Raw genomic sequence first — 12,304 nt, 5'->3', positions numbered from 1 at the left:
ACGCAATAATGCGCGGAGGAACAGAAGATGTCAACGAAGGTGCGGTTCTGACGGGGAGAGGCGCAGTCAGGATGTGCGGGCGAACCAGCTCCGCAGCCGCCCCCCGCGCCGGCGCGCCGCACGGGTGAGGTCGAACCATCCGGGCAGCGCTTCGCGGGCCGCGAGCCAGGCCTGCGGCACTCCCACGATCGCGGCGTCGCGGTTGCCGACGCCGGTGTAGGCGGCGACGATCCCGCCCGCGATGGCACCTGTGGTGTCGATATCGCCATCTGCCGCAAGGCAAGTGGTGATCGCGCTCGGATAGTCGGCCAGATGCGTCGCCGCGACCCACAGCGTGAACGGGACCGTATTCTGCGCGGTGACCTGCGATCCGTTCCCCAGTTCGGCCGCGGCGACAGTCACCGGGGCGCCGAGCAGGGTGCGGGCATGTGCGATCAGGTCGGTGGTCTCGCCGCGGTCCATTCGGTCGAGCACCGCGGTAATGAATTCGGTTGGGGCGGGGCGAGTTCCGGCCGAGCGCGCCTGCGCGGCCAGGCCGGCGGCCAATGCCACCGCCACCGCACCGTGGATGCCCTCGCGGTGCAGATGGGTCACCTCGGCGGACCGGATCGCCTCGGCGACAATCCTTTCCGGATCGCCGGCATAGTAGGCCCCTAACGGAGCGACCCGCATCGCCGCGCCGTTGCCGCACGAGCCCTGCTGGTCGTACGCGGCGCCTGCGGCCGTCCGCCATGGCACGCCCTCGCTGATGCGACGCAACGTGGCGATCGCGAGGAAGCCGTAGTCGCGGGCTGGGTCGAGCCTGCGGGCGAACGCGGCCGCGAGCCGATCCTGGTCGATTCGGTCGTGCCTGCCCAGTTCGGCGACCACGGTGCAGGCCATTTCGGTGTCGTCGGACCAGCGCCACGGCCCGGCGGGGAGCTCGCCGGTGCGCACGTCGTGCAGCGAGCGGCGCATGATGGGGAACTCCCACCCCAGCGCATCCCCCACCGACAGCCCGTCCAACGAATCGAGCATCAAATTCCTGTGCATCGAGGCCGCTAGTAGGCGCTCACTGCGCGGACGGCGCCGGGGTGGGCTCCCCCTCGAAACCGTCCGGGTCCACGAACGAACCCAGGCCGCTCGCGAGGACGATGCGGTGCGAACCGGAGCCCTCCGGGGCGACGCCTGCGTCCTTGGCCGCGGCCTTGCGCCCGTACAGCGCCAGCTTGATCGCCGCGGACGGCGCCGCGAACTCGACGTACTTGCTCCCGAAGCTCTTACCGACCGGCAACCCGCGATCGGCGTAGAACTGCTTGGTCGCCTTCACGTTGTCCACGCCGAACAGCACGACGAACTCGTCGATCTCGCGGGTGGCCGGGCCGGTGTCCTTCTTCGCCGAGGTCGCGATCTTCCAGATCGCACCGTCGGGCGCCTGCACGACCGCGCCGTAGCCCCAGAAGCTCTTCTTCGCGGGCTTGACGATCGTCGCGCCCGCCCGCACAGCGCTGTCGACCAGGCTGTCGACGGTGCTGGGCTGGGAAACGACCAGGGAGAGGATGAAGCCGCGGAACCCGCTCGTCGGGGCGTCCGAGGCACGCACCCGCAGCTTGTCGCCGAGGCCGAACGCGGCGTCGTAGAAGACCGCCGCGGCGGCGGGATCGGTGACCTCGAGGGTGACGGCGGCGATGGTGGTCTGTTCAGTGGTGATGTTCATGTCGATAACGCTATGTGCGAGCCGGTGACCAGCGCTTCTCGATTCCTGATCGGTTCGCGAGCACCGGGCACCGGCCCTCGGTCAGTCGGCCCACAGCCGGGTGTCATGACTTTCGACCAGTGCCCTGATATGCGCGATCGCGCCGTGCGCGGACTGCACCGGCAGCCGGCGTCCGCCCCGCAGCCGCACCGCGACGGCGTCGTCCGCGATCTCGGCCGGGCCGAGCACGAATTGGTACGGCGCAGACCGAGTTTCCCGAATCCGGGCGGCCAGGCTCCCCGAGTCCGCCCCGATGACCTCGGCGCGCAGGCCCGCCCGCGCACACCGAGCACGCAACTCGATCGCGGCGGGTTCATCGGCAGCCGAGATCGGCAGCACGGCAACCTGATTCGGGGCCAGCCACGCCGGGAACGCCCCGCCGTGCTCCTCGATCAGCTGGGCGACGGCACGTTCCACGCTCCCGATGATGCTGCGGTGCACCATGACCGGTCGATGCTTGGCACCGTCGGCCCCCACGTAGTGCAGGTCGAACTGCTCGGGTTGATAGAAGTCCACCTGCACGGTCGACAGGGTCGACTCGCGTCCGGCGTGATCGCGCACCTGGACGTCGATCTTCGGCCCGTAGAACGCGGCCTCCCCCTCGGCGGACTCGTAGGGCACGCGGGCCCGGTCGAGCACATCGGTGAGGATCTTGCTCGCCCGCGCCCACATGTCCGGTGCCGCAACATATTTGCCGCCGGGGCCCGGCAGCGAAAGTCGGTAGCGCACCGCGCTGAGACCCATCGCTCGATACGCGGACCCGATCAGGGCGAGCGCGTTCGCCGCCTCGTCGGCGACCTGATCGAGGGTGCAGAAGATATGCGCGTCGTTGAGGTTGATACACCGCACCCTGGTCAAACCGCCCAGCACGCCGGACAATTCGGAGCGATACATCGCGCCGAGTTCGGCCATTCGCAGCGGCAGTTCGCGGTAGCTGTGCGAGCGGGATCGATAGATCACCGCGTGATGCGGGCACAGGCTGGGCCGCAGCAAGACCTGCTCGCCGCCCAGGTCCATCGGCGGGTACATGTCCTCGTGGTAATGCGCCCAGTGCCCGGATATTTCGTACAGCTCACGCTTGCCCAGCGCCGGGGAATAGACATGCTGGTAGCCCGCCTGCCGTTCGACGCGCCGGATGTAGTCCTCCAGGCATTGGCGCACAATCGCGCCGTCGGGCAACCAGTACGGCAGCCCGGCCCCGATCAGCGGGTCGGTGTCGAACAGGCCGAGTTCGCGGCCCAGTTTTCGATGGTCGTGCATGCGGGTCTCCTCCGGATAGCAGACGGATGACCACACGGAAAAGCCCCGGGCATCCGCCCGGGGCTCAGCTTCAGAACAAGATTCAGCGCGCCGGGACGTCGTCCGGCGTCGTGGTGCACAAAGCGCGCTGCATGCGGTGGACGGTACACCCGTCACTCGTACGGAACAAGGGGATTTCGCACTGCCCCGACAACGCGGCCGCCGCCGAGCGATCGGATTCGAGGTTGCATCCGGTACCCCGGTACGGGCTTAGCATCGAAGGACACGGCGCCGATCGGCGCTTGCGGTGCGGGAGGTTTGCCATGGTCGCCGAACGGGACGACAGGTCCGCACGGTCCTGGGCTCCGGTGGACGGGTGCACGCTGCCCACCGCGGCACAGCCGCTGCGCGAGGCCGAGTTCGCCGCGCTGTTCGCCGCGGCGGTACGGACAGTCCAGCGATGTTCGCCCACCCTGCTGCGCTTGGGCTTGGCCGCCGCCGCGGAGCGGACCGCGCGGGAGCTCGCGGCGCGGGAGTCCGGGTGCTGTTCGTTCTTCACCTTCACCTTCACGCCCCGGGACTCGGAGACGGTGTGGCTGAACATCGAGGTCCCGGCGTCGCGGGTCGACGTACTCGACGGCCTCGCCGCCCAGGCGAGCGCGGCATGAACGGGCTGCGCTCGGGCGAGCTGGCCGCGGCGGCGGGAGTGAATGTGCAGACCCTGCGCTACTACGAGCGACGCGGATTGCTGAGTCGCCCCGACCGTTCGCTGGGCGGGCACCGGCGCTACCCCGAGCAGGCGCTGACCGTCCTGCGGATCATCAAGGCCGCGCAACGGCTCGGGTTCCGCCTCGACGAACTCGCCCCGCTACTGCACGCCCAACCACGGGGCAGGACCGATCTGCCGGCACGCGCCGCGGACAAGCTCGTCGAGGTCGACGCGAAGCTCGCCGAGCTGACCGAGGTGCGCGACACGCTGCGCGCGATGCTCACCGCAGGCTGCGCGGACCTGGTCGGCTGTAGCGAGAACCCTTCCTGTCCAATGCCTTTCACCGCTTGACCCTACGGTGCGCGGCGCACCGCGCCGCCGGATCGCTACCCGCTCGACAGCATGCGAGTTCCACGGAAGCGTGCACACGTTCACCGACCTGCGATGCGTGAGCGCGCTCCGCGTGCCTCGATCCATCCCCCACCCGACGCACCTCACCCCGCGCCCGCCCGCGGGGCCTGACCAGGGCTGATCTTCTACGCTGCGTTCCTATGACCATCTTGCGCTCGATCCTGCTGTTCGCGTTGGCCGCGGTGGCCGAGATCGGCGGGGCCTGGCTGGTCTGGCAGGGCGTGCGCGAGCACCGCGGCTGGGCTTGGATGGGGGCCGGGGTCACCGCGCTCGGCCTCTACGGATTCGTCGCGACCCTGCAGCCCGACGCCAACTTCGGCCGCATCCTCGCCGCATACGGCGGCGTCTTCGTCGCGGGTTCGCTGCTCTGGGGCATGGCGCTGGACGGCTTCGAACCGGATCGCTGGGACCTCACCGGCGCCCTCATCTGCCTGCTCGGCGTCGCCGTCATCATGTATGCACCCCGCGGTGCCTAGGTTCGGTCTCGAAGTCCGGCCGGATGCATCCGCGGTTCAGCTCGTCGCCTGGCAAGGCGGAGCAGAAGCCGATACCGGAGTGGTATCGAGGACGACGACAACGCGGCCAAGCGGCGCGCTGGACCGTGGCGGCGCCGGATGGGACCTCGACACAGAACCCAGGGCCTAACCCAACTCGACCTCGTCGAACCCCACGGTGAGGTGATGGCGCCGCTCCCTGAGCACACCACCTTCCCGATGTGTCAGCCCCTCACCGAAGTCGATCCGCAACCGACCCTTGCGCGCGTCCACCTCCCGTACGACCGCGCGGACGCCGCTGAACGGCCCCTCCGGGACGTAGACGACGTCACCTGGCGCGTAATCGGAGAACCCCACGCTCCCACAGTAATCAGGCCGGCGGGTACCCGACGGCAGCGAAACTCACGATCGGGCCGGCGCCCGCCGCCGTCGCCGGACCAAACCTCGTCGTGTACAGCGGGTCTTTGTCGCAGGCTGCTCTGCGGAACGCAGCTGAGCCGGACCACTGGGACCGCACCATATGCTCGGCGTCGCCATCATCGCGGCAGCTCAGTAAGATCAATTGGACACGCGTCCGGCCCGCATCGGTACCGTTTCCGTCCGATCCGGCGACGACGAGCGCAGCCGCATTCCCCACACTTGCCGAACAGCTCTTTCACAGCACGTTTCGCCACCACGTTGGGAGTGATCACGATGAACAGCTCCATCGCTCGACTCGGTCTCGCCGCGGCCGCGGTGGTGGGCGCGGTGGTCGCGTCCGGCCCCGCCACCGCCTACGTCGGCGGCCCCACCGTCCTGTTCACCGGCTCGCAGGGCCCTGTCCTCGGCTGCCCGCACACCGTCGCCGCGAGCGTGCCGAACCAGGACTGGGCCGCGACCCAGATCCTGGACGACGGCGTCCCCATCACACCGGTGCAGGCGGACACGCGCCCCGAGGCGGGCCCTAGCGGCGTGCGCACCACCTGGGTGCCCGACCGTCTCGGGTGGCACACGCTCGAGGTCGTCTACGCCCCCGCCGACGGACCCGAGGAGCGAACCCGACTCGACATCGAAGTCTGGCGAGTCGGGGTCAACGCGGGCAGCTCCTGCATCGCCAACGGCGTGCCGTTGCCGATCGATCCGAACACCGGCGGTTTGGCGATGTTCCGCTAGCGCCGAATTCCGCTGGTGCCGAGCCGGTTTCGGATTCTCAGAGGCGGGCAGCCAGTCGCGTGCCCTGATCGATGGCGCGCTTGGCATCCAGCTCGGCGGCGAGCTCGGCACCGCCGATGAGATGCGGCTGCACGCCCGCGGCACGGAGCTCGTCCTCCAGGTCGCGCACCGATTCCTGTCCCGCGCAGACGATCACGTTGTCGACCGGGATCAGCTGCGGGCGTTGGCGTTTCTCGCCGAAGCTGATGTGCAGGCCGTTGTCGTCGATGCGCTCGTAATTGACCCCGCCGATGTGATCGACGCCCTTGGCCTTCAGCGCGGCGCGGTGCACCCACCCGGTTGTCTTGCCGAGATCCTTGCCGAAGGGTGTCGTCTTGCGTTGCAGGAGAACGACTTCACGCGCGGCCGGAGCCGGCTTGGGCTTGGTGAGCTGACCGGGCGCCTGCTCGTTGTCGGCGTCGACGCCCCACTCTTCCTTCCACTCGTCGAGCTTCAGCGTGGGATGGCCCTCCACCGTGAGGAATTCGCTGACGTCATAGCCGATGCCGCCCGCGCCGATCACCGCGACGCGCTTACCGACCGGACGCTCCTCCCGGACCAGTTCGGCATAGGACAGCACCATCGGGTGGTCGATGCCGGGGATGTTCGGGATGCGCGGCTTGACGCCGGTGGCGAGCACCACCTCGTCGTAGCGCGCCTCGATGAGCTCGGCCGCGCTCACCCGCTTGTTCAAATGCACTGTCACGCCGGTGACTTCGAGCTTGCGGCGGAAGTAGCGGATGGACTCGTCGAACTCTTCCTTGCCGGGGATGCGGCGGGCGATATCGAACTGTCCACCGATCTTGTCGTCGGCTTCGAACAGGTCGACGCGATGACCGCGCTCGGCCAGGTTGACCGCGGCGGACAAGCCGGCCGGTCCCGCGCCGACCACCGCGATCCGCTTGGTCCGGCGGGTGGGCAGCAGTTTCAGCTCGGTCTCGTGGCCGGCCCGCGGGTTGAGCAGGCAGGACACGGTCTTGCGCTGGAAGGCGTGGTCGAGGCAGGCCTGGTTGCAGGCGATGCAGGTGTTGATCTCGTCGACCCGGTCCTGCTTGGCCTTGTTCACCCACTCCGGGTCGGTGAGGAACGGGCGAGCCAGCGAAACCAGTTGCGCGTCACCGCGCGTGAGGATCTCCTCGGCGATCTCGGGCATGTTGATCCGGTTCGACGCGCAGACCGGAATGCTCACCTGCTTGGCGATCTTCGCGGTGAACTCGACGAAGGCCGCGCGCGGCACCGAGGTCACGATGGTCGGCACCCGCGCCTCGTGCCAACCGATATCGGTGTTCAGGATGTTCGCGCCCGCGGCCTCCAATTCCTTGGCCAGCGCGACGATCTCGTCGAAGGTCTGTCCCTTCTCGACCAGTTCGGCCATCGAGAGCCGGAACACGATGATGAACTTCGGGCCGACCGCGGCCCGCGTGCGACGCACGATCTCCACCGCGATCCGGCGGCGATTCTCGGCCGACCCACCCCACTTGTCGGTGCGCCGGTTGGTGCGCGGTGCGAGGAACTGGTTGATGAAATAGCCTTCACCGCCCATGATCTCGCAGCCGTCGTAGCCGGCGAACTGGGCGAGCCGCGCACAGCGCACGTAGTCGTCGATGGTGCTCTCGATGCCCTTGGCCGACAGCTTGCGCGGCCGGAACGGGTTGATCGGCGCCTTGATCGAGGAAGCGGAAACACTGCCCGGCACGTAGGAGTAGCGGCCCGCGTGCAGGATCTGGATGGCGATCTTGCCGCCTTCCTTGTGCACCGCCTTGGTGATCACCCGGTGCCGGTAGGCCTCGGTCTTGTTGGTCAGCTTGGAGCCGAAGGGCAGCAGCCACCCGGTGCGGTTGGGCGCGTATCCACCGGTGATGATCAGACCGACACCGCCGCGGGCACGTTCGGCGAAGTAGGCCGCCAGCTTGTTGGTGTCCCAGGCCCGGTCTTCCAGGCCGGTGTGCATCGACCCCATCACCACGCGGTTGCGCAGGGTGGTGTAGCCGAGGTCCAACGGCTCGAAAAGGTGCGGGTAAGAACTCATCGGCGCGTCTCGCTTTCGGTCAATCCAGGTGCGGGGCTGTCGCACCCGGGCGCAGGGCTTGCAGTACTTCGTCGCACCATTCGATGAACCCCGCCTCCACGCGGATACCCGCGCGCAGAACGAGGAACTGGTGCAGAGCCGTCCCGGAGAGCTGATCCGGGACCGGAAAGTCGCGTTTTTCGATGAGGCGGTACACCTCGAGGCGCTGGGCGTGCTCGTCCCGATGGCGGGCGACCTCGGCGCACAGGGCGGTGATGTCACCGTAAGCGGCGGCGCGGATCTTGACCGCGAGTTCGTTGCGCGGCGTGCCGGTATCGGTGGGCTCGGCGATCCAGCGGGCCAGTTCGGCCCGGCCCGCCGCGCTCACCGCGTAGACCTTCTTGTCCGGCCTGCCCTCCTGCACCACCGACTCGCTGTTGAGCCAGCCGGACTCCTCCATGCGCTTGAGCACGCGGTAGATCTGCTGGTGGGTGGCGCTCCAGAAATAGCCGATGGACTTCTCGAAGCGGCGCGCCAGCTCATACCCCGAGCCGGCACGCTCGGTCAGCGATACCAGCAACGCATGCTCGAGGGCCATGGCGTCAGATTAGTCGTAACACCCAGTACTATGCAACTGAGTGCATAGCCAGTAGCTCCCCGGTATCAAATCGGCGCGTGGCACCAGTTGTCCGCCACCGACGCGGGCCTACGACGGATAGGCTGCGCGGCATGACCGAGGTGAACGCGCGAGCGACTGTCGGACAGGCCGCCGGGCGCGCGCAGGTGGTGGCGTGGGGATTCTGGGATTGGGGATCGTCCGCGTTCAACGCCGTGATCCTCACCTTCGTCTTCTCCGTGTATCTCACCGACAAGGTCGGCGACGATCTGCCCGGCGGCATCTCGGCGAGCGCGTGGCTCGGCTGGGCGCTCGGGCTCGCCGGACTCATAGTGGCCGTGACCGCGCCGGTTTTCGGGCAGCGGTTCGACGCGTCCGCGAAACGCAAACGCTCCCTTGCCTTCCTGACCGGGCTCTGCATCGCGGCGATGACGCTGATGTTCTTCGTGCACGACGACTACCACTACCTCTGGTACGGCCTGCTGCTGCTCGGGCTCGGCTCGGCGTTCTTCGAGCTGGCGAGCGTGCCCTACAACGCGATGCTGCGTCAGGTGTCGACCCCGGAGAACGTCGGCCGGGTCTCCGGATTCGGCTGGGCGATGGGCTATTTCGGCGGCATCTTCCTGCTGCTGATCTGCTACTTCGGCTTCATCTCCGGCAGCGGCGACAATCGCGGACTGCTCGGCATACCCACCGACGACGGGCTCAACATCCGGCTGGTCGCCGTGGTCGCCGCGGTCTGGTTCGCCGCGTTCGCGCTGCCGGTGCTGTTCAGCGTCCCCGAATTGCCGCGCACCGACGCCGATCCCGGCGCCGCGAACGCCGGCTTCGTCGCGTCCTACCGGGTGCTGTTCCGCGATCTCGGCGAGCTGTGGCGAGCCGATCAGCGCGTTGTCTGGTTCCTGTTGGCCAGCGCGGTGTTCCGCGACGGACTCGCGGGCGTGTTCACCTTCGGTGCGGTGCTCGCGGTCCGGGTGTACGGCATCGCCGACGCCGATGTGCTGCTGTTCGGCATCGCCGCCAATGTGGTCGCGGCGCTCGGCGCGATCGTCGCGGGACGGCTCGACGACCGCAGCGGACCGAAGACCGTCATCGTGGTCTCGCTGGTGGCGATGATCGTGTGCGGGCTGGTGCTGCTCGCGGTGTCGGGGCCGTTGCTGTTCTGGATATTCGGGCTGCTGCTCACCGTGTTCGTCGGCCCGGCGCAGTCGGCGTCCCGATCATTCCTCGCCCGCCTGGCCCCGCCCGGGCGCGAAGGGCAGATCTTCGGCCTCTACACCACCACCGGGCGTGCGGTGTCGTTCCTCGCGCCGGTCCTGTTCGGGGTGTTCGTTGTGGTGTTCGACGCCGATCGCGCGGGCATCGTCGGGCTGGTCCTGGTGCTCGTGCTCGGGCTGGCCGCACTGCTGCCGGTCCGGTCGCCGGAACCGACGGACGTGCAACCCGGCCACGCGGACAAGGCCGCCGGATAGCCGAGACCGCACGCCCGGCCGTTCTGAAACATCGCTTAGGCTCCCTGACGTGAGCCTGCCCTCCCCCACCTCCGAGAACCGCGCCGTGGTCACCGGCGCCTCCTCCGGCATCGGCACCGCGCTGGCCGCCGACCTCGCCGCCCGCGGCTATTCGCTGATCCTGGTCGCCCGGCGCGGGGACGTGCTCACCGAGCTCGCCCAGCGGCTGACGCTGGCGCACGGCATCACCGCCGAGGTGCGCGCGGTCGACCTGTCCGATCGCACGCAACGCGGCGCGCTGGTCGAGGAACTCGGCGCCCGCGACATCGCGATCCTGTGCAACAACGCGGGCATCGCCACCTTCGGCGCGGTCGCCGAGCTCGATCTCGCCTACGAGCGGGCGCAGATGGAGCTCAATGCCGTTGCGGTGCACGATCTCACGCTCGCCGTGCTGCCCGGCATGATCGCTCGCGGTGGCGGCGGCATCCTGATCAGCGGCTCGGCCGCGGGGAACATGCCGATCCCGAACAACGCGACCTATGCCGCGAGCAAGGCCTTCGCCAACACCTTCTGCGAGTCGCTGCGTGGCGAGCTGAAGGATTCCGGCGTGCACGTCACGCTGCTGGCGCCGGGCCCGGTGCGCACCGAGACGCCCGATCCCGCCGAGGCGTCGATCGTCGACCGGCTGGTGCCCGACTTCATGTGGGTCTCCTCGGAATACACCGCGAAGGTCTCCATCGACGCCCTGGCCCGCAACAAGATGCGGGTGGTGCCCGGCTTGATCAGCAAGGGCATGAGTGTCGCGGGCCAGTACGGTCCGCGCGCCGTCACCGCGCCCATCGCGGGCGCCTTCTACCGAAAGCTGGGTGGCTGAGCGCTCTGGTCACTCGATCAGGAGGAATTGGTGGCGGCGCGCTCTCGGACGATGCCGCCACCAGTTCCTCCTGATCTGTCGTCCAGCTCACGGGCGGGGTCAAGGTTGCGTCAAGATCGGGGGCGGGATCGTCAAGTAGACGTAAGCTGGATGTTTGGCCTGGTGGAATCGGCGTAGTCCTGACAGCGGCCCCGCATACGGAATAGCGGGGACGCACACAGGAGACACCGTGACGCTGCTCGAAATCTTCCCGTCGCTGAAGTCGGGAATGCCCTCGCGCCTCGACTCGGCGGTATGGCCGCACGACACCCATTACGACGATGCGGGCCGCATAACGATCGGCGGAGTCGCCCTCGCCGATATCGCCGACCAGTACGGAACTCCGACCTATGTCCTGGACGAGCGCGAGGTCAGGGAACGCTGCCGGGCCTACCGCAAGGCCTTCCCCCAGGCCGAGATCATCTACGCCGGTAAGGCTTTGATGATCCGCGCGGTCGCCAACTGGGTCTCCCAGGAGGGACTGTCGGTAGACGTGTGCTCCGCAGGGGAGCTGGCCATCGCGTTGGCCGCGGGCGTCGCACCGCGGCGCATCATCATGCACGGCAACGGCAAATCGTTCGACGAGCTGACCGCCGCGGTACAGGCCGGGGTCGGCCGGATCGTGGTCGACTCGCTGGCCGAGATCACCCTGCTCTCGGCGTTGGTCACCGATTCGCAGAATGTCCTGCTGCGCCTGTCCCCCGGCATCGATGTGCACGGCCATCCCGCGGTGAAAACCGGTGTCACCGACCAGAAGTTCGGCTTCCCGCTGGGTGGCGCGGCGGCGGCCGAGGCGGTCGCCCGGATCCTGCGCCAGCCCAAATTGCACCTGGTCGGCTTCCACTGCCACCTCGGCTCGCAGATCCACGACCCGGACTACTACGGCGAGGCGGTGCGCCGGATGATCACCGAGATGGCGCGGGTTCGTACCGACCACGGCCACCTGCTCACCGAGCTCGATCTCGGCGGCGGGCACGCCGTCGCCTACCGCACCGGCGATTCCGCGATGGACCTGACCGACCTGGCCGCCATCGTCGAGGACGCGCTCGACGCGGCCTGTGCGCGCAGGCACTTTCCCCGCCCGACCCTCGCGCTGGAACCGGGCCGCGCGATCGTCGCGCACGCCGGGGTGACGCTGTACCGAGTGCTCTCGGTCAAGCACATCGAGGGCGGGCACACCTACGTCACGGTGGACGGCGGCATGAGCGACAACCCGCGCGTCGCGCTGTACGGGGCGCGCTACACCGTCGTCGTGGCGAACCGACACCCCACCTGCGCGAGCATGACCGCGACGGTCGCGGGCCGGTTCTGCGAGGCGGGCGACATCCTGGCCACCGACGTACAACTGCCGGTCGACCTGCGCCCCGGCGAAGTGCTCGCGGTGCCGAGCACGGGCGCGTACCACCACAGCCTCGCCTCGTCGTACAACAGCGTCGGCCGCCCGCCGATCGTCGCGGTGCGCCACGGCCAGTGCCGCGAGCTGGTCCGCCGGGAAACCACCGCGGACCTGCTGAGTCGCGACGTGGGCTACTGAGCG

13 protein-coding genes are annotated in these 12,304 nt (G+C 68.7%); 7 read left to right on the top strand and 6 right to left on the bottom strand.

Annotated features, from left to right (window positions below; translation table 11 throughout):
• Window positions 1-66: 66 nt before the first annotated feature.
• The 3 genes from F5X71_RS07875 to thrS form a co-directional block, all read right to left on the bottom strand.
• Window positions 67-1,017, bottom strand: coding sequence for an ADP-ribosylglycohydrolase family protein (locus tag F5X71_RS07875; RefSeq protein WP_167461344.1), 951 nt, complete (start codon window positions 1,015-1,017; stop codon window positions 67-69).
• 34 nt (window positions 1,018-1,051) lie between these two features.
• Window positions 1,052-1,696 carry a glyoxalase gene (locus F5X71_RS07870; RefSeq protein ID WP_167461343.1) on the bottom strand — a complete coding sequence of 215 codons (645 nt, stop codon included), beginning with the start codon at window positions 1,694-1,696 and terminating at the stop codon, window positions 1,052-1,054.
• Window positions 1,697-1,777: 81 nt separating this feature from the next.
• The gene (thrS, locus tag F5X71_RS07865) at window positions 1,778-2,995 is read right to left on the bottom strand and encodes a threonine--tRNA ligase (protein WP_167461342.1); all 1,218 of its coding nucleotides are present in this window, start codon (window positions 2,993-2,995) and stop codon (window positions 1,778-1,780) included.
• 302 nt (window positions 2,996-3,297) lie between these two features.
• Between thrS and F5X71_RS07860 the strand changes: the two genes are divergently transcribed.
• The 3 genes from F5X71_RS07860 to F5X71_RS07850 all read left to right on the top strand — a co-directional run bounded on the left by F5X71_RS07860 (window position 3,298) and on the right by F5X71_RS07850 (window position 4,570).
• On the top strand, window positions 3,298-3,642 hold the full coding sequence (locus F5X71_RS07860; protein ID WP_167461341.1) for a hypothetical protein: 345 nt from the start codon (window positions 3,298-3,300) through the stop codon (window positions 3,640-3,642).
• Window positions 3,639-4,034 (top strand): MerR family transcriptional regulator, encoded by a 396-nt coding sequence (locus F5X71_RS07855; protein ID WP_167461340.1) that lies wholly within the window; start codon window positions 3,639-3,641, stop codon window positions 4,032-4,034. The genes F5X71_RS07860 and F5X71_RS07855 overlap by 4 nt, the downstream gene beginning before the upstream one ends.
• Before the next feature lie 200 nt (window positions 4,035-4,234).
• Window positions 4,235-4,570 carry a YnfA family protein gene (locus F5X71_RS07850; protein ID WP_167461339.1) on the top strand — a complete coding sequence of 112 codons (336 nt, stop codon included), beginning with the start codon at window positions 4,235-4,237 and terminating at the stop codon, window positions 4,568-4,570.
• Between the two features lie 165 nt (window positions 4,571-4,735).
• Here the strand turns inward: F5X71_RS07850 and F5X71_RS07845 are convergent, their stop codons facing one another.
• Window positions 4,736-4,945, bottom strand: a complete 210-nt coding sequence (locus tag F5X71_RS07845) for a hypothetical protein (RefSeq protein ID WP_167461338.1) — start codon at window positions 4,943-4,945, stop codon at window positions 4,736-4,738.
• A gap of 336 nt (window positions 4,946-5,281) precedes the next feature.
• Between F5X71_RS07845 and F5X71_RS07840 the strand changes: the two genes are divergently transcribed.
• Window positions 5,282-5,740: a hypothetical protein gene (locus F5X71_RS07840; protein WP_167461337.1), complete on the top strand. Its 459-nt coding sequence runs from the start codon at window positions 5,282-5,284 to the stop codon at window positions 5,738-5,740.
• A gap of 37 nt (window positions 5,741-5,777) precedes the next feature.
• Here F5X71_RS07840 and F5X71_RS07835 read toward each other — a convergent pair whose 3' ends face one another.
• Both F5X71_RS07835 and F5X71_RS07830 read right to left on the bottom strand, forming a co-directional pair.
• A complete protein-coding gene (locus F5X71_RS07835) occupies window positions 5,778-7,808 on the bottom strand; it encodes an NADPH-dependent 2,4-dienoyl-CoA reductase (RefSeq protein WP_167461336.1) in 2,031 nt (676 codons plus the stop codon).
• A gap of 19 nt (window positions 7,809-7,827) precedes the next feature.
• Entirely contained in the window at window positions 7,828-8,385 is a 558-nt protein-coding gene (locus F5X71_RS07830) for a PadR family transcriptional regulator (RefSeq protein WP_167461335.1), read from the bottom strand.
• 131 nt (window positions 8,386-8,516) lie between these two features.
• Between F5X71_RS07830 and F5X71_RS07825 the strand changes: the two genes are divergently transcribed.
• The 3 genes from F5X71_RS07825 to lysA all read left to right on the top strand — a co-directional run bounded on the left by F5X71_RS07825 (window position 8,517) and on the right by lysA (window position 12,301).
• On the top strand, window positions 8,517-9,875 hold the full coding sequence (locus tag F5X71_RS07825; RefSeq protein ID WP_167461334.1) for an MFS transporter: 1,359 nt from the start codon (window positions 8,517-8,519) through the stop codon (window positions 9,873-9,875).
• A 49-nt stretch (window positions 9,876-9,924) separates the two neighbouring features.
• Entirely contained in the window at window positions 9,925-10,728 is an 804-nt protein-coding gene (cmrA, locus tag F5X71_RS07820; RefSeq protein ID WP_167461333.1) for a mycolate reductase, read from the top strand.
• Between the two features lie 229 nt (window positions 10,729-10,957).
• Entirely contained in the window at window positions 10,958-12,301 is a 1,344-nt protein-coding gene (gene lysA / locus F5X71_RS07815) for a diaminopimelate decarboxylase (RefSeq protein ID WP_167461332.1), read from the top strand.
• Window positions 12,302-12,304 lie beyond the last annotated feature (3 nt).

It is taken from the genome of Nocardia brasiliensis, from assembly GCF_011801125.1.
GTDB lineage: Bacteria > Actinomycetota > Actinomycetes > Mycobacteriales > Mycobacteriaceae > Nocardia > Nocardia brasiliensis_C.
Note: the sequence above shows the minus strand (reverse complement) of the source record. Positions and strands in the feature narration are given on the sequence as shown.